15 protein-coding genes and 1 tRNA gene are annotated in these 22043 nt (G+C 59.6%); 2 read left to right on the plus strand and 14 right to left on the minus strand.

The features are described 5' to 3' along the window. Window positions 1–76: 76 nt before the first annotated feature. From H7B67_RS24930 to H7B67_RS24970, 9 genes are all read right to left on the minus strand, one after another. Complete coding sequence (locus H7B67_RS24930; protein ID WP_185122590.1) at window positions 77–1417, minus strand: FAD-dependent oxidoreductase; 1341 nt, start codon at window positions 1415–1417, stop codon at window positions 77–79. A 43-nt stretch (window positions 1418–1460) separates the two neighbouring features. Beyond that, the gene (locus H7B67_RS24935; RefSeq protein ID WP_245364030.1) at window positions 1461–2312 is read right to left on the minus strand and encodes a carbohydrate ABC transporter permease; all 852 of its coding nucleotides are present in this window, start codon (window positions 2310–2312) and stop codon (window positions 1461–1463) included. 4 nt (window positions 2313–2316) lie between these two features. Further along, entirely contained in the window at window positions 2317–3225 is a 909-nt protein-coding gene (locus H7B67_RS24940; RefSeq protein WP_185122592.1) for a carbohydrate ABC transporter permease, read from the minus strand. Then, window positions 3215–3928, minus strand: coding sequence for a hypothetical protein (locus tag H7B67_RS24945; RefSeq protein ID WP_185122593.1), 714 nt, complete (start codon window positions 3926–3928; stop codon window positions 3215–3217). The genes H7B67_RS24940 and H7B67_RS24945 overlap by 11 nt, the downstream gene beginning before the upstream one ends. Window positions 3929–3992: 64 nt before the next feature. Further along, entirely contained in the window at window positions 3993–5315 is a 1323-nt protein-coding gene (locus tag H7B67_RS24950; protein ID WP_185122594.1) for an ABC transporter substrate-binding protein, read from the minus strand. Between the two features lie 130 nt (window positions 5316–5445). Continuing rightward, window positions 5446–6201 (minus strand): response regulator, encoded by a 756-nt coding sequence (locus H7B67_RS24955; RefSeq protein ID WP_185122595.1) that lies wholly within the window; start codon window positions 6199–6201, stop codon window positions 5446–5448. Next, complete coding sequence (locus H7B67_RS24960) at window positions 6179–7987, minus strand: cache domain-containing sensor histidine kinase (RefSeq protein WP_185122596.1); 1809 nt, start codon at window positions 7985–7987, stop codon at window positions 6179–6181. The genes H7B67_RS24955 and H7B67_RS24960 overlap by 23 nt, the downstream gene beginning before the upstream one ends. Before the next feature lie 173 nt (window positions 7988–8160). Further along, window positions 8161–8490 carry a chaperone CsaA gene (gene csaA, locus H7B67_RS24965; protein ID WP_185122597.1) on the minus strand — a complete coding sequence of 110 codons (330 nt, stop codon included), beginning with the start codon at window positions 8488–8490 and terminating at the stop codon, window positions 8161–8163. Between the two features lie 91 nt (window positions 8491–8581). Then, window positions 8582–8657: transfer RNA gene (locus H7B67_RS24970), tRNA-Thr, on the minus strand. Window positions 8658–8818: 161 nt separating this feature from the next. On the opposite strand from H7B67_RS24970, the gene H7B67_RS24975 reads away from it, so the two are divergent. Beyond that, the gene (locus H7B67_RS24975) at window positions 8819–9427 is read left to right on the plus strand and encodes a DUF3298 and DUF4163 domain-containing protein (RefSeq protein WP_185122598.1); all 609 of its coding nucleotides are present in this window, start codon (window positions 8819–8821) and stop codon (window positions 9425–9427) included. A gap of 93 nt (window positions 9428–9520) precedes the next feature. On the opposite strand, the gene H7B67_RS24980 is transcribed toward H7B67_RS24975, so the two are convergent. Beyond that, entirely contained in the window at window positions 9521–10699 is a 1179-nt protein-coding gene (locus H7B67_RS24980; protein WP_185122599.1) for a phosphodiester glycosidase family protein, read from the minus strand. Window positions 10700–10941: 242 nt separating this feature from the next. Here H7B67_RS24980 and H7B67_RS24985 point away from each other — a divergent pair, with 242 nt between their 5' ends. Beyond that, on the plus strand, window positions 10942–11820 hold the full coding sequence (locus H7B67_RS24985; protein WP_185122600.1) for an aldose epimerase family protein: 879 nt from the start codon (window positions 10942–10944) through the stop codon (window positions 11818–11820). Between the two features lie 64 nt (window positions 11821–11884). On the opposite strand, the gene H7B67_RS24990 is transcribed toward H7B67_RS24985, so the two are convergent. From H7B67_RS24990 to H7B67_RS25005, 4 genes are all read right to left on the minus strand, one after another. Continuing rightward, window positions 11885–12781: a TetR/AcrR family transcriptional regulator gene (locus H7B67_RS24990; RefSeq protein ID WP_185122601.1), complete on the minus strand. Its 897-nt coding sequence runs from the start codon at window positions 12779–12781 to the stop codon at window positions 11885–11887. 61 nt (window positions 12782–12842) lie between these two features. After that, window positions 12843–15881 carry an efflux RND transporter permease subunit gene (locus tag H7B67_RS24995; protein WP_185122602.1) on the minus strand — a complete coding sequence of 1013 codons (3039 nt, stop codon included), beginning with the start codon at window positions 15879–15881 and terminating at the stop codon, window positions 12843–12845. 334 nt (window positions 15882–16215) lie between these two features. Further along, on the minus strand, window positions 16216–20790 hold the full coding sequence (locus H7B67_RS25000; RefSeq protein ID WP_185122603.1) for a polysaccharide lyase family 8 super-sandwich domain-containing protein: 4575 nt from the start codon (window positions 20788–20790) through the stop codon (window positions 16216–16218). Between the two features lie 42 nt (window positions 20791–20832). After that, window positions 20833–22041, minus strand: coding sequence for a glycoside hydrolase family 88 protein (locus H7B67_RS25005; protein WP_185122604.1), 1209 nt, complete (start codon window positions 22039–22041; stop codon window positions 20833–20835). Window positions 22042–22043 lie beyond the last annotated feature (2 nt).

The raw sequence follows: 22043 nt of genomic DNA on the forward strand, positions 1-22043 counted from the left end.
GCGGCATGCAAAAATGCGGTCCTCGTTCGAGGAACCGCATCTTATTTCGCCAATCTTTATCGGGAATGCGCCATCCCTAGACGACGGCGCCATCCTTCCTCAGGCATTCCCTCAACCGGTTCGCGTCCACTTCGGCGGCCGAGGTCCCTTGCAGCGCCGCCAGGGCGGCGGCGGTACCCGCGGCTTGGCCGGTCGCCATGCAGCTTGGCGTCAGGCGGGTCGTCGCCAGCGCCTCGTGCGTCGTCGAGATGCATCGGCCGGCGGCCAGAAGGTTATCGATTCCTTTGGCGACCAGGCAGCCGTACGGAATGTCATAGGCTCCGTCTCCTCCGATCCAGGCAGCCTTGACTCCCTTGCCCGAGGGATCGTGAATGTCGACGGGATAGCCGCTGCGAGCTATGGCGTCCGGGAATTTGCGCCCGGACACGACGTCGTCGATCGTCAAGCTGTACAGCCCGTCGATCCGCCTCGACTCGCGAATGCCGATCTGCGCGCCGACCGCCGAGATCGAAGCGCGCGAGAAGCCGGGCACGCTCTTCTGCAGGAACTCCGCCATCATCAGCACCTGGCGGCGGCCTTCCTCCTCCGCCTTCGTCAGGTCCTCGACGTCGGTCCCGTCCAGCCCTTGAACCCGAGTGCAGTTGACCAGCACCTCGTCCTCCGCCGGCCCCGCGAACAGCAAGACCTGGTCGCGGTTGATCGGCAGGTTCGCCGCCTTCCATTCCGCATAGAAGCCTTGAATGCCGGTGAGCGGGATCCGCTCCAGATCGGCGAACGGAGTCTTGCGATAGAAGTTGTCCGGATTGTCGATCATCGCGCGCTTCACCGCTCCCAGGTCGACGCCGCGCATCCGGAACTTCATCGTCATCGGCTGGGTGAGCCGGTCGCCGTCCCGGCCGATCCGGGTGGGCGCTCCGGATAAGCTCGCGACGTCCGCGTCGCCCGAAGTGTCGACGAACATGGAGCCTTGCACTTGGATCCGTCCGGACTTGCCGGTCAACGTCACGCTTCGGATCCGACCCTCCCGCACCTCGACATCGTCGACGAAGCTGTGAAGCAGCAGCTTCACGCCCGCCTCCATCAGCATATCGATCGCCGTCACCTTGAACAGCTCCGGATGGTACGGAGTCACGGTGCTGACGAAGCCGACCGTGTCGCGCAGATGGCCGGGAGAGCCGCCGCAGGCGATCAGACGGTCCACCAGCTCCTGCGGAATGCCGCGAATGACTTGTTCTCCCGCTTCGGTATGGAATGTCATCCACGGGTAGACGAGCGCCGCCGTCGACATTCCGCCGAGGAATCCGTACCGTTCGATAAGCACGGTGCGGGCTCCTTGCCGGCCGGCCGCGATCGCCGCGATAATGCCTGCCGGGCCTCCGCCGACGACGACGACATCCGCCTCAAACGTTTTTTTCATCTTCCATCGCGCCCCTTTTTCTAATTGAAATCTTATGCTCCCGTCAATCCTTCAGCCCGGTCATCGCCACGCCTTCCATGAACTGCTTCTGCGCGAAGAAGAAAATAATGAGAAGCGGAAGAGTGGCCATTACCGAGGCGCTCATCAGCAGATGCCACGACGTGCCCGCTTCGTCGGTAAACAGCGACAGGCCGAGCGGAATCGTCATCAGCTCGCGGCTGTTCACGAAGATCAGAGGATCGTAAAATTCGTTCCAGCAGGTCAAGAAGGTGAAGATCGTCAGCGTGGAAATCGCCGGTCCCGCGAGCGGAAGCATGATTCTCCAATAGATGCCGAACCGGGAGCAGCCGTCGATCATCGCCGCTTCCTCCAGCTCCTTCGGCAGCGTCAGGAAGAACTGACGCATGACGAACACGCCGAACACGCCTCCGGCGCCGAAGATCGGCACGACGATAAGCGGAAAATGCGTATTGATAAAGCCCAGGTCGCGCATGAACAGGAACATCGGAATCGACGTCGCCTCATGCGGAATCATCATCGTGCTCAGCAGGATAAGGAACACGAGGTTGCGCCCGACGAACGGAATGCGTCCGAACGCGTATCCGGATAAGGAGGCGAACAGCACCGTCCCTATGGTGACAAGAGCGGCGATATAGACGCTGTTGAAGTAAAACCGGCCGAACGGAATGGCCTGCAGGACTTCCGAATAGTTCTCCCAGCGGATCGGCGAAGGAATCCATTGCGGCGGAAAGACGAAGATGTCCGACGGTTCCTTCAGCGAGGTCGAGAGCATCCAGACGAACGGCAGGATCATGATGACGGAGATAAGCGTCAGAATCAGATAATGAAGAAGCACGCCCGGACGGAGCCGAACGCGGGGCGCCGGCTTGATCATCGGTTCAGCTTTCATGGAACACCCACCTTTTGCGAAGCTGCCACTGAATCAGGGTGAACGCCAGGATAATGCAGAACAGAATCGTGGCGGCAGCGGAAGCGTAGCCGAGATCGAACAGCTTAAACGCCGTTTCCCAAATGTAATAGACGAGTACCTTGGTGGAATTGCTCGGACCGCCCTGGGTCATGACGTAGATCTGCCCGAATACCTTCAGGGAGCCGATAACGGTCATGATCACGGTCAGGAAGACGGTCGGCGTGATCATCGGCAGCGTAACCTGGAAGAACGTCCGGGTCCGTCCGGCGCCGTCCAGCTTGGCCGCTTCGTACAGATGCGCCGGCACCTGCTGCAAGGCCGCGATAAACAGCACCATGTTCAGGCCGACGTTCTTCAGCACGCTCGTCACGATGACCGCCGGCATCGCCAGATCGGGGTTGTACAGCCAAGTCGGGCCTTGAATTCCGAACATTTGCAATATTTGGTTAATAAAGCCCGAGTCCGTAGCCAGCATGTACTTCCATACGATGGACCAGACGATCAAGGACGTGATGACCGGAGTAAAAATCGCGGTTCGGAACAAGCCCATGAACGGGAGGCTTCTCGTCAGAAGGAGCGCAAGCATCAGGGCAAGCGCGATATTGAGAGGAACGAGCCCCGCCGAGAAATAAACGGTATTGCCTAGAGCCTTCCAGAAGATGTCGTCGTCCATCAGGTTCTTATAGTTATCGAATCCGGCGAACGAGGAATCCCCGAGCAGCGGCCAGTCCGTAAAGCCCATGTAGAACGCCATCCCCATCGGAAGCAGCAGGAAGCAGGTAAAGCCGAGCACCATCGGCGAGATGAACAGCCAGCCGGTCAGGTTCGCGTCCCGGGCGAGCGGATTCCGCGAGCCGCCGCGTCGTTTAACACTCATGGCTTCCTTCTCCTCCCGCCTTGTCGATCGCCTCGCGGAACGAGCTCACCGCCCGGGCGATCGATTCCTCCGTCGCGCCGATGGAGACCGCTCCGACCAGCAGCGCCTTGACGCCGCAATCGATCAAATGCGGAATGTCCTCCGGAACGACCTTCCTCTGGGTAGGCACGATGACCGGAAGGCCGGAATTCTCCGCCAGCCAACGGTATTTGAGTAGGTCCGCCAGCGTCAGCGGCGAGCCGTATTCCGTTCCCGGCACGACCGACGCTTCCAGCGCGTCGATGCCGAACGCTCCCGCGGCCTCGAGCAGACGAAGGTCGAATTTGTCGTCGATCGCGAACGTCCGGGCAAGCCCCTGCGCCTTGAGCATAAACGTCGGAAGATGCCAGGCGTAAATCGAGTAGAAATCGAAGCCCGCCTCCGGCAGAGCCGCGATCTCTTCCCGGCTCACGTCGGCTGCCGATCCCCCCGGAACGACGCCGAGCGGTCCTTGGAACAGAGAACGGATGGCGGCGAACGTCTCCCGGTAGGAATCCAAAGGCCCGAAGCTATTGCCGCTGGCCCGGTGAGCGACGTTCAGGTGAACCTTGAGGCCGTCCGCGCCTTCCCGAACCGCCGCCTCGGCCAGCTTAGCGTCGTTGGCGGGCAGGCTGACGAACAATTGAAGCTTGCCGCTTCGCAGCGATTGGCTTAAACGATTCATGATGGTTCCTCCTCTCGAAGGAGACGACGGTTCGCGGATAAGCGAACCGTCGTCCCGCTTCGGGCTATTTGGTTAACAGCGGATCGATCGCTTGCTTCATCTTGGCCAGAATGTCGCTTGGAGAAGCGGACTCGGCGAAGAGCCGGTCGAAGCCGAGCAGGATCTCGTTGTCGATTTTGGTCCACTGAACGTGGCCCGGCTGCACGATGGCTTTCGGCATCTCGTCGATAAGCGCTTGCTTGATGTGCTCGGCCGGAGGGTTGTTCGGCTTATTCAGGAACGAATCCGAATTGAGCACCGATTGGCGAGGAGGCACGAAGTAAGTCGACGTAGCCTGCACGCCCTCCTGGCTGGCAAGGAACTTCAGAAGCTCCTTCGCTTCTTCCGGGTGCTTCGTCTGTTCGAAGATGACGTAGCCGGCCTGGCCCATCATCGGAGCGGAACCCAGGGAACCGGACGGGAACGGGGCGATGCTCCATTTGAAATCCTTGATCTCCCGGGCCTTGGACATGTAGCTGTAGCCGTCGAAGTACATCGCCAGCTTGCCGGTATCGAAGCTGATCTGTTCGCCCGCCTTCGGATGGGAACCGTCCTCGAACATCATCTTTTTCAGCATTTCAAGCGATTCGACCCCGTATTGATCGTTCCAGGTGAACTCGGTCATGTCGTCGTTGAAGATATCGCTGCCGTTGGACCAGGAATAGGACGGGAGCATGATCCAGGTCTTCCAGTCGCGGAAGAAGGTCGCGCCGTACGTCTTGTCCGCTCCGGAGCCGGACGTGAGCGTCTTCGCCGTCTCGACGAATTTGTCCCATGTCCATTCGCCCTTGCTGGCCAGCTCGTTAGGCGTAGGCAAGCCGGCTTTCTCGAACAGGTCCGCATTGTAGAAAATAACGCTCGGAGGCGTGGAGAACGGCAGGCCGTACAGCCCCCCTTCGTTCGAGAACAGCTCCAGGGTGGACGGGATAAAGTCGTTCAAGGCGAACTCGGCGTCGTTCTTGATGTCGGAGATGTCCGCCAGGATGTTGTTGGACATGAATTGCGGCACCATCCGCTCGGAGATCCAAGCCAGGTCCGGAAGCTCCCGTCCGGCGGCAAGCACGGATACCTTCTGCTGATAGTCGGCGAACGGCACCGATTCCAGCGTCACCGTAATGTTGGGATGAGTCTCTTTGTACTTCGCCAACAGCGTCTGGTACATGTCCAAGTGCTGCTGGTTGCCCCAAGTCATGAACTTCAGCTCGACGTTCTCTCCGCTCGTCGTTCCAGCCTGCTGGGATCCGGACGCCGCCGGCTCCGGAGAGCTTCCCTCGTTGTCGGAATTGCCGCATGCGGCCGTGAACGCCGCCACCGCGGCGAGAGTCATGGCCAATAACGATTTTCTCATCTCTTTCCCTCCCGATTCGCGTTGTTTCTGTCTTACGCCTTTAATTGTAGGGAAAGTCCATGTTACAAAATATCACGCGACATACACATTTGGTACGTTTTATTAGCCAGTTGCGGCGAACGGCCCGGCTTTAAACGCCGTGTTCCTCGCGGTAACTCCCCGGAGAGACGCCCGTCGCTTTCTTGAACACGAGCATGAAATGCTTGGGGCTCTGGTAGCCGGACAAGCGCGCGACGTCGTATATTTTCAATTCCGTGCTCGCCAGCAAATGCTTAGCCCGGGCAAGCCTAGCCGCCATGATGTAGTCGGACAGATTGTCGCTTGTCTCCTGCTTGAACAGCTTGCTGAGATAAACCGGGCTCAGGTGCACGAGCTCCGCCAGGGTTTGCAGGCGCAGATCCCCGTCCGGATGGCCGTCGATATGGGCTTTAAGCTTGCGGATCAGCTTCCTGCCGTCTCCCGGGGGAAGCTCCTTCTCCTCGCTCTCCGTCCGATGGGACTTGCCCCGTCCCTTATCGACGAGACTCCGGATTCGCTCCAACGCTTTGAGCATCGAAGCCCGGTCGATCGGCTTCAGCAAGTAATCCGTCACCCCATAACGCAAAGCTTGCTGGGCGTATTCGAAATCCCCGTATCCGCTAATGATGACCAGCGGCATGTCGGGATACCTCTCCCTTACCTTGGCGATCAGCGTCAGGCCGTCCATCTCCCGCATCCGGATATCGGTAAGGATGGCGTCGGGGACGTTGGACTGCAGGTAGCCCAGCGCTTCCTTGCCGTTCCCCGCTTCTTCCGCGATCTCGAACCCGTCGGCCAATCCCGTAATGACGCTGCGGATGCCCGCGCGGATCGTCTCCTCGTCTTCAACCAGCAATAGTTTGATCATCGCCCTGGCTCCTCTCTATCGCCGGTATCGTAATCGTGAACGCCATGCCCCCTCCGGGGCTCCCGTCCATATGAAGCTCGGCCGTCGGGCCGAAGATCAGGCGAAGCCGATGCGCGATATTGCGCAGCGCCAGCCCCCGCCTTCTCGGGCCGGGCGGCTCGGGCGAGAGCATCGACTGGCGCAGCCTTTCGATCTGCGTCTCGTCCATTCCGACGCCGTCGTCCCGCACGCAGATGAGCAGCTCGTCCTCGAATCTCGACGCGCTGATCCAGATCTCTCCGCCTTCCTCCCGGTCGCCGATTCCGTGGAAGATCGCGTTCTCCACGAGAGGCTGCAGGAGAAGCTTGGGAACGTGCAGCCCCTCCGTCCCCGGTTCCGCGTCGAAGGCGACGCGAAGCCGATCCCCGTACCGAAGCTGCTGGATTTTCAAATAGGCGCCGACCGATGCCAGCTCCTCCTCCAGCGCGACCGTCCTCGCGTTCTGCGTCACCGCGTACCGCAGCATGCCCCCAAGGGCGGTCACCATATCCGACACCTCGTAATTGTCTTTCTGAAGAGCCATCATGTTTATCGATTCGAGCGTGTTGTAAATAAAATGGGGATTGATCTGGCTCTGCAGGTTGGCCAGCTCCGCTTCCTTCTCCCGAAGCTCCACCGCGTACACCTCGTTGACGAGACGGTTGATCTCCTCGGACATCCGGTTGAAGCCTCTTCCCAGCTGCCCGATTTCGTCCTGCGTCTCCACGGGTACGCTCTGCTTGAAGTTCCCCGTCTCGACCAGCAGCATCTTCTGCTTCAGCTTGACGAGGGGCTGGCTGATCCGGTAAGCGAAGAAAATCGCGATCACCCCCGCGGCGGCGACGAACAGGATGGCGATGGCGATCGTGAAGTTCTGCAGCTGCTTCGTCTCCTTGAGCAGCACGCTTTCGGGGATGTAAGCGATTACCTTCAATCCCGAATAAGCGGAATTGTCCACGACGGTGATGTACCGCTTCCCGTTCGGAGCCCTCTCGTACACGCCGCTTCCGAAGGAAGCGCTGACCGCTCTGAGATCGCCGATCAGGGAGGGCTCGGTATCCCCGCTCGTTTTCTCGAAGAATAAATCGTTGGCGCCGTTAACGACGAACAGGTTCCCGTTCTCCTCGAAGCGATAGTTGGCCAAAATAGTGCGGAATACGTCCAGCTTGAGATCGATGACGATCATTCCCAGCTGGCGGTTGCTTCCGGGCTCTCTGAGCATGCGGGCGACGGAGAAATATTCGTTCGGATCTCCGGGGATATAATGATGGAGATGGTGAGGGGGGATCAGCGTCCATGCGCCGTCGGCTTCTCGCACCTTGCCGCTCCAATCGAGCGCGTCCGAATCGGCGAACCGCATCAGGGTGGAATCGACATTCGTGAAGATAAAGCCGTTGCCGGCGATGATCTGGATGCCCTTGACCTCCTGCAGACCGTAGGCCGCGCCCGAGATATACAGGAACATTTTCTCGCGTTCCTCGATCGTCGGAATGGCCGCATCGGAATCCGCGCCGCCGTATTTGTTCAGAATGGCCAGCACGTTGGGGTCGTACAGGGGAGCAAGTGACAAGCGCTGCATCTCCGCCAGCGTCCGGTCCAGGTTGCGGTTGATTTGCTCGGTAATCTGCATGGTGTTCTCGGTCGCTCTTCGTTCGGTGGACGACGAAAACTCCTTGTAAGTCACGACTCCCTGCAAGCTCAGCGGCACCGTAATCATGAAAATGCTGAGCAGCAGAAGCTTCCAACGCAAGCTCATCCTCGCGAACATAACGCTCTCCTTCTTGGGGCTGATCTTCTGTGCCTCGGCGCGTCCCCGAAATGTAAGAAAAGTTTACTTCATCGAAATTGGATTCCGCAACGATTTATTTTCAACGCGCATGCCGCCGCAACAACGAAAAAGCGGCCCTTCGAAGTTCGAAGAGCCGCTCGACAGGTTTATGATTACGCGATCGGAGTCCCGTTCTTCACCGGCTCGTCCGGCCTCAGCAGCACGACGTCGCCTTCCTCCGGAACTCCTCCTAGCACAAGCACTTCCGACTCGTAGCCGGCGATCCGCCTCGGCGGAAAATTAACGACGGCGGCCACCTGACTGCCGATCAACGACTCGGGTTCATACCTTCTCGTAATCTGGGCGGACGACTGCTTCACGCCCAATTCCCCGAAATCGATCCGCAGCTTGATCGCCGGCTTGCGCGCCTCCGGGAAAGGCTCCGCATGAACGATCGTTCCGATCCGAATATCCAGCTTCGCGAAATCCTCTATGGTTGCCACGAACGAATTCACTCCTTTTTTTCAAACTAACCCATGTATGCAAAAAATGCGGTCCTCGTCGGAGGAACCGCATTGCGCTTGTAAAGTTAAATGGTGCTGATGAAGGGATTCGAACCCCCGACCTACGCATTACGAATGCGTTGCTCTACCAGCTGAGCTACATCAGCGCGACGACTTCTATATATTACTTAGTTTCGCGGACAAAGTCAACACTTTTGAAGCTTGTATTTTTTGTCAGTTTTTTCGCCGGTTTGACGCTCGTTCTCACCCCGATTCGCCCATGAGCATACGCTGTAAAGACAATAGCCCAAGGCAAAGGGGAGCGCTAATGAACGGTCAGACGTTAATGGTTCCGATCGAGGTTCATCAGATAACGGAGCCGAATATTAAAGTAAGGGTTCCCGTCGTATCGGGAGGAACGAATCAAGCCGCGCGGAAAAAGATGAATGACGACATCCTGAAGGTCGTTCACGAGCTGATGAAGGATCAGAGCTATCCGAATCCCGACATTCAGGAGATGGACGGCACCTTCGAGGTGAAGAACAACCAGCGCGGAGTGCTCAGCCTGTCTCTGCTGAATTATACGTTCACCGGAGGCGCGCACGGCAATACGCTGCAGAAGTCGCTCACCTTCGATGTGGAGAACGGGAAGAGCTACAAGCTGAGCGAGCTGTTCAAGCCGGACAGCAATTACAAAAAGCGCCTTAACGACATCATTCAAGCGCAAATCAAAGCCCGCAAGCTCCCGTTGCTCGGCGATTATCCCGGCATCTCGGACGATCAGGACTTCTACATCGCCGACAAGTCGCTCGTCGTTTACTTCCCTCTGTACGCCATCGTTCCCTACGCTTGGGGCTTCCCGTACTTCCCCATCTCCGTGTACGAGATCGAGGACATCATCGACGAGAACGGGCCGCTCGGAATGATGATGTACTGACGAACAAGCATCCCACTGCTCGTAAATAAAGAGCCCCTTCATTCGCGAAGGGGCTCTTGCTTTACCTTTGCGCCAGCTCTCCGGGCCGCCGCGTCACCACTTGGCCGGGTCGATGTCCTTGGACGTCAATCCCGACCAGATGTTGTTCACGGTCACCGCCGACGGATCCTCGAATACGAGCCAGGCGGTCGGCAGATACCTCTCCCCATGGGCGGAGGACGGCTTGTTCACGATCTCGCCGCCTTCCGACACGAGCACCGTGGACGAGCCTCCGTCCAGGTTCGCCGCGATGACCGCACCGTGCTCCAGCATGATCTCCTGCGCGTCGTACAGATCGGCCCCGATGCTGTAGCCCGGCTGGCGGCCGTCGATGGTCAGGAACAGAATCGAGCCGTCCTCCTTCTGTCCCATGACCGACCGCGGAGCGATCCCCCAGCCTTGGCTGTGGTTCTTGATCAGCCCTTTGCCGTTCACGATGATGCGCGGCGAGAAGCTGACGGCCTCCGAGATGCCCAGGTCCAGCAGCTCGTTGATCGTGTAGCGTCCCGCGATCATTTTGCCTTCCTTGTCGATGCCGACGATCTGCGTGTTCTGATCCATGCCGATATCGCGGTAGAACACCTTGCCCTGAGAGATGACCAGGCCGATCGGCTGGAACCCGTTGCCCTTCCAATTCGGGTCCGCGAAGCCTCCGGCGTTCACGCCGGCGATCGCTCCGGTTCTCTTCACCATGCTCGTGACTTTCTCGCCCTTGCCTTTCGTATTGGTGACGACCAGCCTAACCTTGGTCGGGTCGCTGACCGTCAACAGATAGCCGTGGTATCCCTTGCCGTCGATCGGCTCGATCTGCGTAAGCGGAACGGGCTCGGCTTGAGCTTCTTCCTGCTCGTCTTCCCCGGGCAGGTCGATCACGTGGGTGTCCCGCTCCTCGCCCATCTGCTCGAATTGCTTGGCGTATTGCGCCACTCTCTCCTTCAAGCCCTCTTCCCCGACCAGGTAAGCGGCCCAATGCCGGTGTTGCGTCGTGATGAGCGTGTCCGCCATCCGATACCGGAACGAAGTTCCGGAGGGAGTGAGGAAAAACCAGGCGAGACCGAGCGCGCCCAGCAGGAGCAGCAACGTAAACGTACGAAAAACAAAAAGCCCAATCCGTCGCTTGCGGCGTTTATTCGCGGTTTTGGTCCGGCTAAGCGGCTTCGCCCCATTGCCCGGGCTTCCCGTCGTAGTCGGCCCCGGGTCGGAAGCTGGCGACGGGGTCGTTAAAGGCGGCATCCTTGCACACTCCTATTCTCTATCTTGCGTCTCTACACCATCTATAACGACGCATCCGCCCGACTTGTTTCTAAAAATTTCGCAAAACAGGGCTTTGCGCCCACCCGCTCCGCAGAAGCTCTTACGGTTCGACACTATCCGAACTCTGTCCCTTTACCCCTCTTTTTTTCGACCGAAGCTTCTCAAACTGGTATAATAAGGGCACCTTATCTTAGGATTCTGATATTTTGGAGGCGTTCGCTTTGAGCAGCACGGCATCCCGTTACCGAATCTCCAGCTACGAAGATACATACCGCGTTTATGAGCTGACGGACGAGTCCACGGATTCGCGCGTTCTTGTCTGTCCCGGGAGAGGCGGCATCGTCATCGGCTGCAAGCTTCACGGCCAAGAGCTTCTCTATCTGGATCGGGCCACCTTCTTGGACCCTGCGGCGAACATCCGCGGCGGCATTCCGATTCTGTTCCCTATCTGCGGGCAGCTGGTCGGCGGACAATACGAATGGGAAGGCACCGTCTATTCGATGAAAAACCACGGCGTAGCCCGCACCTCCGCCTGGGAGGTCGCGGGGCAGAGCACCGAGAGCGGAGCGGCGCTGACGATCGTGCTAAGCAGCAGCGAAGAGACCCGAAGCTCCTATCCGTTCGACTTCGAGCTGCGCTTCACCTATCGGCTCGCCGAAGGAAGGTTCCGCATCGAGCAATCCTACCGCAATCTCTCGGAGCGGGACATGCCCGTGCAAACCGGTTTCCATCCTTACTTCGCGACGGGGGAGGGCAAGAAGCTTCGCTACGCCTCGGACGCGACGCAATACCTCGATTATAACGACGGAGCGACCAAGCCCTTCCAAGGAGAAGTGGATCTCGCGGCATTGGTCGAATCGGTCGCTCTTCTCGACGCGAAGACCCCTTCGATTTCTTTCCCCCTTGGGGAGAAGGGAACCGTTCGGCTCGATTACAGCGAAGACTTCGGCAAGATCGTTCTCTGGAGCGTGCAGGGCAAGCCGTTTATCTGCGTGGAGCCCTGGACGGCCCTGAACGAGGCGCTTAACCGCAAGGAAGGTCTCCGTTTGCTTAAGCCTCGGGAAGAATGGAAGCTTGATTTCTCGATTTCTTATTCATGAACGGAACGGAGAAGAGACTGTTCGCAAGCGCGAAGCTTGGCGAACAGTCTCTTCTCGTTAATCGTTATTGCGGCAGAATTCGGCTTTCCAGCTGCTCCACCAGGTTCAGCCGCGAAGGGCCGGGCGTCTCCTTCAGGAAAGCGAGCATGCCTCGGACGAGGATCCGGTTCGGAACGGGCTTCCCCAGCTCGTCTTCCAAGACCGAGAGAGCGGCCCGCATATCCTCGTATCGATCCCGGGGCAGATCGCCCCTCCCTTCGGCTTCCGTCTGGCGCCGCAGCTCCCGCAGCAGGACGTATGCGTTGTCCGGCCGGGAGTCCTCTTCTCCCTCTCCGCACGCGGAGTCTCCCATCAGATCCTGAGATCCCATCAGCGGAACTCCTTGCTCCCGAATCATTCCTTTCATGAGATCGTCTAACCGATTCACGAAGAAACGAGACAGGTTTTCGGCATGGAAGGAAGGCTCCCCGATCAGGAGCACCCGGTAATATTCCAGCATCATCCCGCTGAGCAGAGCGGCCCCGTCCCAAGCGTAAGGCCGCGACTCCGGTCCGTAGATCTCCTCGATATAGTCGCGATACCACCGGTACAGGCGCGAACGCACGTCCTCCATGATGCTTTTCATTCCGGACTTCAGCTCAAGCGGCTCTCTTGCCAGCATAAGCGGGATGTTCCGGTTCCGAACGATGAGCTCGATGCTTCGCTGAAGCTGCAGCCGCAGCCGCTCCTTGGGAGGGAGCAGCTTCTCCTGCGGCTGCTCCGCCAAGCCCGAGAGAGCCAGATCGGCGAAATGGGAGAATACGGATACGACCAGCTCGTCTTTGGATTTGAAGTAGAAATACAGCGATCCCTTGGCCATGCCTAGCTCGTCGACGATGTCCTGGATGGAGGTGGCCTGAACTCCCTTGCGGGAGAAGCAGCGCATCGCCGCTTCTATGATCTGCTTCCTCTTATCGTTCATGGATTCGCCCTCCGATTCGGCAGCGCTTCTTCGCTTTATTCGTCCTCTTTATTCGATCTCTTTATTCGGCCGCCTTCTTGCGGCGAAGCTTCATCAGCACTTCGTACGCGATAGGCACGATAACGAGAGTCAGCAAGGTGGAGCTGACCAGACCGCCGATAACCGTCACTCCCAAGCCGCGTGAGATAATGCCGGAGCCTCCCTCGAAGCCGAGCACAAGCGGCAGCAGAGCGCCGATCGTGGCGAGAGCCGTCATCAGGATCGGACGAAGACGGGTGCCCGCCGCTTCCAGAATGGCTTCTCTAGTAGACAGGCCTTCTTTCTCCTTGTGAATGACGCGGTCGACGAGCACGATCGCGTTCGTGACGACGATGCCGATCAGCATGAGCGCTCCCATCAGAGCCGATACGCTGAGCGTCTCTCCGGCGAGCCAGAGGGCGACCAGGCCGCCGATGATCGTGAACGGCAGCGAGAACATGATGGCGAACGGAGCGAGAGCTCCTCCGAAGGTCAGAACCAGCACGAGATAAACGATCGCGATCGCCGCGACGATGGCAATGCCGAGCTGCGTAAACGTCTCGTTGATCTGTTCGGTAACGCCTCCGAAGCTGACTTCCACCGTATCCGGAATATCGAGCTTGTCGATTTGGTCTTGGAGCTCTGAGGAAGCCTTGGACACATCGGCCCCCGTCGCTTCCGCCTCGACCGTGACGACCATCCGGCCGTTCTCGCGCGCGATCGAGCTCTGGGCCGTTCCTTCCTCTACGGTCGCGACGTCCTTGATCGGAACCGCCGTGCCCATAGGGGATAGAAGCGTCTTGTTCTCGATATCCTCGATCGAGTCGTAGACGGCGCTATCCGTCTGCACGTAAACGTTGTAGGCGTTGCCCTCATCCTCGACCGTCGTCAGCGCGGGCCGATCGTAAGTCGGGGCCAGAGCCATAGCCAGCTGGCCGGCCGTCAAGCCGTATTGGCTCAGCTTCTGCTGATCGGCGACGAGCGTGTATTGCTCATAGGTCTTCGCGAGGCTCGTGTCGACCTTCTCGAACGAATCGCTCTTCTCCATCAGCTCGGCGATTTGGTTCACGACCGGCTGAATGTCCTGCAGATTCTCGCCGTAGACGTTCAAGCTGAAGGTGTTGCCTCCAATTCCGCCGGACATATCGAGCTCTTTCCATTCGCCGACATTGATCTGCAATTGCAGGTCGGCGACGATTTTTTCTTTCTTATCCGCGAAATCCTTCGTGTCATCGTCGAACAGGACGTAGAACAAGCCGCCCTTGTTCGAGCCTTGCTGCAGCGGGTTGCCGCTTCCTCCGATGGAGTATTGCAGCGTCGTCACGTCTTCTTGTTCAAGCAGGTACTTCTCGGCGACCAGCGCGCGTTCCTCGACGTCCTCTACCCGGTCACCCGGAGCGGGGCTATAGGTGATCGCCATGTACTTGTCCTCGGTCGCCGGCAGGAAGCTGACTCCGATGACCGGAACGAGCAGGAAGCTGGCCAGCAGGACGACGACGGCGGTAACGGAAGTAATGACTTTATGGCGAAGGCACGCCGCCAGGAATCGGCGATAGCCGGAAGCCAGCTTGCCCGGCTTGTCTTCGTGGTGAACGGCCTTGCCCGGCTTGATTCCCTTCTTGAACAGGGAATGGGCCATCATCGGCACGATCGTAATCGCCACCAGCAGCGAGGCCAGCAGGGCGAACACGATAGTGAGCGCGAACGGCATGAACAGTTGGCCGACCAGGCCGCTGACCGTCGCAAGCGGCAGGAAGACGGCGATCGTGACGATCGTCGAGGACATGATCGGAAGGAACATCTCGCGAGTCGCTTCCAGCACCAATTCCTTGCCCTTCAGCTTCTCGCCGGCCAGGGACATTCGACGGTATATGTTCTCGATTACGACGATCGAGTCGTCCACGACGCGTCCGATCGCGACCGTCATCGCCCCGAGCGTCATGACGTTAAGCGTCACGTCGAACTGCTTCAGCACCAGGATGCCGATGACAAGCGACAGGGGAATGGACAGGATCGAGATAATCGTCGAGCGGATATTGCGCAAGAACAGCAAAATAATGATAACCGCGAACAGCGCGCCGAAGATCGCTTTGTCCAGCATGGTCTTGACCGAATCCTCGATCGGCTTGCCTTGGTCGAGCATCACTTCGACATCGATATTCGAATACTTGTCTTGCAGTTCCTTGCTTACGTCCTTAACGGCATTAACGACGTCGACCGTATTGGCATCGTTGGCCTTGACGACCTGAACGCCGATCGATTCCTTGCCGTTCGTGCGGGAGATCGACTCCGCGTCGCCGACCAGTTCAATATCGGCCACGTCGCTGAGCTTCAGAGGAGCGCCTCCGGCCGGCAGCGGCAGGTTGCGAAGATCGTCGATCGTAGCGACGCGTCCGTCCACCACGATGGACTTCTCGGTCTTGCCGAGCTCGAAGATCCCGAGCGGAACTTTGACGGATGCCGCCTGGATAAGCTGCGTGACGGTATCTTCCGTCAGCCCCAGCTGCGCAAGCTTGTCCTTCTTATAAGTAAGCTGAACTTCCTTGACGAATTGGCCGGAGATGGCGACCGAAGCGACTCCTTCGGTTCCTTCCAGCTCGGGAGCGATCTGATTCTCGACGAGCTTGGTCAGCTCCTCCAGGCTCTCTCCGCCGGCAACGCTCAGCGAGATAACGGGGAAGGAATTGATCGAGAATTTGGCGACCGAAGGGACGTTAACACTGTCCGGCAGGTCGACCCCGTCGATCGCTTCCTTCACGTTATTGGTGGCCGTCGTCATGTCTTGGCCGAAATCGAATTCGATCATGATGGAGGAGGCGTTCTCGAGCGAGGTCGAGGTGACGTTCTTCACGCCTTCCACGTTCTTAAGCCTCTGTTCCAGCGGAGCCGTCACTTGATCGACGACGGCGTCCGGGGACGCGCCCGGATAAACGGTCGTTACGCTTAGAAAAGGAAGAGATAAGTTCGGCATGCTCTCCTGCTTCATATTCATTCCCGAATAGAGGCCGGCGAACAGCACGATGACCGTGATCATCCATAACGCGAATTTGTTGTTCAACGAGAACTTGATGATACTGCGCATAACTCCACTCCTTTTTTACCCTTCTTCTTTGTAATCTACGGAACAGGTTGTCCATCTCGGACGTGGGCAATCTCGCCAGACAGCGCATTAATAAGCAAAATGGTATCGAACGATCGGTCGAATGTCAATTCCACCACCTTATTGCCCGCATCTAGTACTTTCCCTGTGATAATACGGGCCAATACTTTGAGCGTTTCAAAATAATTCGAACAAGCGGTCGACTATTTCCTATTCATGCCCTTGCTGCCTAACAGCAAAAAGCGAACGTCCCTCCCTTCAAGGAAAGCACGTCCGCTCTTGTCGAAAACTCGGTTCATTAAGATTATTAAGCGTTTTATAACGTCGCCAGCAGCTTTTGTAAATCCGGACTCAGGTTTAGCATGTTAAGGATGACCGTCAATGCTTCAGCCCGCGTGGCGCTTGCCCCCGGATCGAAGCGATCCGGGCTTCGGCCGCTGACGATGCCTGCCTTGGCGGCAGATCTGATCGCTTCCCCGGCGTGCGAGCGGCCGATATCCGCGAACTCGGGATCCGATCCGCCGCCGTCTCGGGCTGCGGCTTCCAGATCAACGATTCGCGAGAGGACGAGGATCATCTCTTCGCGCGAGATCGCACGATCGGGCCGGAACGTCCCGTCGCCGTAGCCGCCGACGATGCCGGCAGCGGCGAATGTCTCAAGTGCCGGCTGTGCCCAGTGGCCGTCGATGTCTCGGAACCGGGCGGCTTGCGTGCCGCTTACATCGATCAGCCGCGATAAGATCGATACGAACTCGGCTCGGGTAATCGGTTGATTCGGCCTCGCGGCGCCGTCCCCGTAGCCCTTCAAAGCTTGAAGCTTCATGAATATACCGATCGTCTTCTCCGCCCAATGACCCTTCGCGTCGGCCGGCGTCCCCGGCGGAACCGGATTCGCCTCGGTTTCGGCGATCAGAGCCTCGACGATGCCGAAGACCTTCGCGCCGGAGAGGAAAATCCCATCGCCGGGAGACGGCGTCGATTCTTGCGGCGGCGTCGGAGTCGGCTTTATATCTTCGGATGGCGTTGCCGTAGGTGACGGAACCCCCGACGTCGTCGGAGCAGGCTCTTGCGAAGGCTCTTGCATTCCGCCCGAGTCGTCGGCCTCTAGCTGCAGCGAGATGCTCAGCGACCGTCCTAGCGTATCCTTCACATCCGCCTTCAGCTTCACGGTCGGAGACAGTTGCAGCACCTCGATCCGGTCGTCTTTGGCGATCAGCCCGGCCGCGCTCCGATCCAGCTCGAGCTGAATGGATTCCGAATTCTCCAGCGTCGGGTCGGCGACGGCCAGCTCCGCGACTCCCGCGGCTTCGTCCACTCGGAGCATGACGGAAGCCTTGCGGTTCGACGTCAGCCCCCCGGCCTTCGCGGTCTCGTCCTGCCAGAAGTTGAAGCCCGTCATTCCCAACTCGTTATCCCGCACGGCTTGCACGGAAGCCGTATTGGCGATGACGCTCACATCGGGCGAGTCGGCGTACGCCGCCGTCCCCGCTTCCGTCGCTCCGGGCAGAACCACATATTGATAGGCTTCGCCGTCCGGGTTCGTGCCGTGAGGGACGCGCATCGTCAGATAATAATCCGACAGCAGCTCGGACGGCACGGTAGCCGACGGCGGATTGGCAAGGCTGATGTCCGACCAACGGCCTTCCTGCAACTGACGGGTCACGATCAGCGGCTGGCTGCCGGGGAACACGTAGCCGATGTCGGATCCTTCCTCCGCGTTGCCGTCTAAATGAGCCCAGCGGACATTCTCGATATCCCGATCGGCGAAGGTGCCCGACAGCGCCGTGCCATCCGCCTCGAACGCGTTGGAGTTGTCGCGCTTAAGCTTCCGCTGCTCGACAATCGTCTCTACCGGCAACGAATCCGTGCTGGAGATGCCCGCGCCGAGCGCCACGACCTCATCATCGAAGGCAAACCACGACTTGTAGGCGTTCAACCGGGTGCCGGTCTGCATCAGATTCATGCCGGTGACTCCGTAACTGCCCAGCGTCGCCCCTCCGGCCCATGAATTGGCGGGCGTCGTCTCGCCGTCCCCGTTCTGATAGTCGCCGGTTAGCCTGTCGCGAACCGCGACCGTCGTTCCCGGCAGGCGGCTCCAATCGACGGTCGCCCAGAAGCTGTCCGCATATTGGGACAGGTCGTCATTGTACAGATAGGTCATGCCATCGCCGGTATACCAGCCCTTCGGGTTCTCCCCGTTGGTGAGCTCGTAGGTGGAGATCCGCTTGGAGCTTTTGCTGACTCCGAACAAATAGTCCGCGCCCCGATGAATGCTCCTCGCCATTCCGTTTAGCTCGTAGTGGGCCGGCAGCTCCTCCGCCGCGACGATCGCGGGATCGTTCATCCATTCCTTGACGGTGTCCGCCAGATCCAACGGCAGCCGGTAGTACGATACGCCCCGCTGCAGTTGGTAAGCGAACTCGCCCTTGACCAGCGCCTTGAGCGCCATGGATTGCGAGGCCGGGGCGGTCTGGGCGATTCGCGCGATGCCGGTGAGGATGTTGCGCGCCGAATAGTAGGCATCTCCGGCGGGCCGCACGATGGCTCTGCCGCGCGTCATGTCGATCGCCTGTCCCTTGTACAGGATCGGTTCGAACCCTTTGGCGATCCATTCGTAAATGCGGTTCGCCTCGGGCGCTACGGGCTGCCAGTCGCTGCCGTTAAGGAGCAGCATCAGATTGCCCAATCCCTGGATCAGCACTTCGCCGTAGCTGCCGGTATACGCGACGGTGCCGTGCTGAACATAGGAGCCGTCCTCGTAGAAGCCGTCGCCTGAGGTCACGTATTCGAAGAGCGGGGTCATGCCGTCCCGCGCCTGCATCAGCCGCTTGTAATTGTGCTCGAGCAAGCCTAGCCGGACCTCGATAAGCATAATATCGGAGCGGTTGGCACCCGTTTGCGTGAAGGAAGAAGACGATATATCGCCAATATGATGATCGATGCTCGCCCCGGCTGCCTTGATCTGCTCCGGCGTCAGCTTGTCGTACATCAGGATCAGGATATCCGTCAGCCGATTCGGAACGCCGATCTGCCAGTTCCACCAGTTGCCGAACTGCGCGGCCGTCGGCGTGTACAGCGTCGCCTGCAGCCAATCCAGCGCCTGCACGATATCATCGCCCAGCGCCTCATCCCCATACAGCGCCGTTCCCGGCGTCGCATAGGCTAACGCCATCGCTTTCAACCGCGTGTAGTGCGTGTTAATAAAGTTGGAATCCGTCGCGGAAGCCGGGAGATCCGACCACAGCGTGCCACCGCCGCCGGACAGACTCATACCCGACCAGTAGTCCTGCGCGACCGCGGCGTTGGCATCCAAGATCCCCTTGACGGTCGGATCGCCCGTATCCAGCGTGCTCTTGCCGGTCAGCGTCTCCCGCCAGCGAATTCTCAGCTTGTCGTACGCCTCCGGGTCCGACAGCTCCGGCGCGCGCACCCGGATCTCGGCCGTCGCCGATTGGCCGCCAGCAGCCGCCGTGATCGTCGCCGTGCCTTCTAACTTGGCCGTCAGCTTCCCGGTCCGGTCGACGTCCAGGACGGCCGGATCGCTCGACGACCAACTCACGCCCGGACGGGTCGCGTTGTCCGGGAGCACCCGGGCGCTAAGCTGCAACGTATCGTCCAACCTCACGGTGTCCGGATGATCGAGGATCTCGATGCTGTCGACTTTCACTTCGGGAGTGACGGTCACCTCCGTCGTGCCGAACAGCGACGGATTCGACGCGGCGGCCGCCGTTACATGAGCCGTTCCTGCCGATAGGGCCGTCACGTTGCCGGCATCGTCGACCGTCGCCACGCTCGTATCGTCGGAGCTCCACGTCAGTTCCTTCTCCGTCGTATCCGCCGGAGCTAAGATCGGCGCAATGGCCTGCGACTCCGTCTCGGCGAGCGTCAGCGAAGCGGGCAACTCGATGGATTGCAGCGCGATATGCGGCTTCACATCGACGGAGACGGTCTTCTCGAAGCCGCCGTCCGCCGAGGCGACGGTAATCACGGCTTGCCCCGTTCCGACGCCGGTCACGAGGCCGCCGTTCACTTCGGCGACGCCCGGATCGCTGCTGGTCCACGTCAGGCGGGTATCGGACGCATCGGCCGGCGCCACGCCGGCCGTGATCGCGGCGCTCTTGCCGACAGGCAGCTCCAGCGAATCGGAGGGCACGGTCACCCCTTCGACCGGCACATAATCTCTCAGGAGGACATTATCGACATGCAGGTGGTTTTCCTGTCCGTTTTTGAACGCCTGAATCAGATATACATGACGCACATTGGACCAACCCGAAGGCAAGTCGCGACGCCCGAGGTAAGCGCCGTTCACGAAGTAATCGACGACTCCGTTGGCGTTGTCCACGAACAGCTTCACGTCGTACCAGGTATCCGCCGCGTAAGAGCCGAGCGGCTGGCCGTCCGCGCCGTTGATGGAGCCGTTGTCCGCGAACGAGATGACGTTGGCGTTGGTCGTCGCGGACGCCGACCCGACGTTCAGGCTGCGGATCTGGATATCCCGCCTAGCCGTCGTGCTGCCCATGCGAAGCGAGGCGTCCAGCTCCAGTTTCCCCGTCAGGCCGGTCGTTCCTCCTAGGTTGTTGCGGGCCGTCTGAACGTTTTTGGCAGTCGAGACGAAGTGAAGGCTATAGTCTCCCGGATCTCTGCCCGGCCCCTGCTCCGCCGCGATGTAGTCCGTATCCGTCTGAGTGTTGGAGATGTTCCAGGTTCCGATCGTTCCGGAATAAGTCGTGCCAGCGTACATCCTGACGTCCTTGGGCACGGAGCCTTCGTCATAACTAACTTTAAGGTAATCCGTACCGGTCGCATGGACCGAGCGGACGCCGCCCGTCGCCGGAGCAACGAGATCAAGCAGCAAAGCGCACAATACGATCACACGCCAACTAGCCTTCATCAGAATCCCTCCCGAAGTCGGTAAACCCGGATCTGCGAATCGTCAACTTCTCCTTTGCAAGGATGCCGGCTCGTACCCGTCTCCCCTCTCGTACCAGTAGCCCGGCACGTTCCGCCCGATGCGCATGAGCGCTTCCATGTAATAGTAGTCGCCCCAAATCATATAACCGTCGAGGCCCAGGTTGCCCCTGACATGGTAAGAGCCGTGATCGATCAACCCTTCCGCCTCCGGCTGTCCGGCCGTCGAGTAGACGCCGCTCAGCGCTTCCATCGTGCGCGCGACCGCATCCCGCAGCGCCTCGCGCTGCCCGTCGCCCGGCTCGAGCAGAGAAAGCAGCTCCAGCATGCCGCACGCCGCGATCGCGGACGCCGAGCTGTCCCGGCTCGTCTCCTCGCCGCGCTCCGCGTCGAAGTCCCAATAGACGACGCCATCCTCCGGAATCCTATCGATAAAGTAACGGGCCATGCGCTTCGAGGTCTCCAAGAAAGCGGGATCGCCCGTATAACGGTAGGATAAGGCAAAGCCGTAGATGCCCCAGGCCTGGCCGCGCGTCCAGGTCGACCCGTCGCTCATCCCTTGGTGGGTGCCTCCCCGAATCGCGGCGCCGTTCGCCGGATCGAAGTAGAAGGTATGGTAGGAAGAGTCGTCGCCGCGGACCAGAAACCGGCGCGAGAGCTCCGCCTGCGCTTTGGCGACTTGCCCGTACCTGGCGTCGCCCGTCGTCCGCGAAGCCCAATACAGCAAGGGCAGATTCATCAGGCAGTCGATGATGATCCGTCCCCCGTTGTCCGGATCGTCCTTCGGGCCCCAAGCCTGGATGAGGCCGGCCGGCTCTCGCCATCTGCCGAGCAGATGATCCGCTGCGCGCAGGGCGAGCTCCTTGCCCGAATCGCTGCCCGTTACGATCCAGCCGGCAAAGGCGGAGGGCCCATACAGGAAGCCGATATCGTGATGGTCGAGCTCGCGCTTCGCCGCAAGACGCGCGGCGAAGCTGTTTACCTGCGCCTCCGCCCGCTCTCTGAAGAAGGGATCCCCGGTATATTCGTAGCTAAGCCAGGCCAAGCCGGTATAGAAGCCCTCGATCCAGTCGTCGTTCGCCTCCCAGCGGTATTCCTTCTCGCGACCCAGCCCGATATGCGGGAACGCGTCGCCGCGCCTCTTCAAGTTCGCTTTTACTTTGGCGACCGCGTCTTCGAGGGCGGCCGCGCACGGCTCCTCTCCGAGCAGCCGCTCTCCTTGCGCTGCGATCATAT

This window comes from Cohnella thailandensis, assembly GCF_014212135.1.
In the GTDB taxonomy this organism is placed as follows: Bacteria; Bacillota; Bacilli; order Paenibacillales; family Paenibacillaceae; genus Cohnella; species Cohnella thailandensis.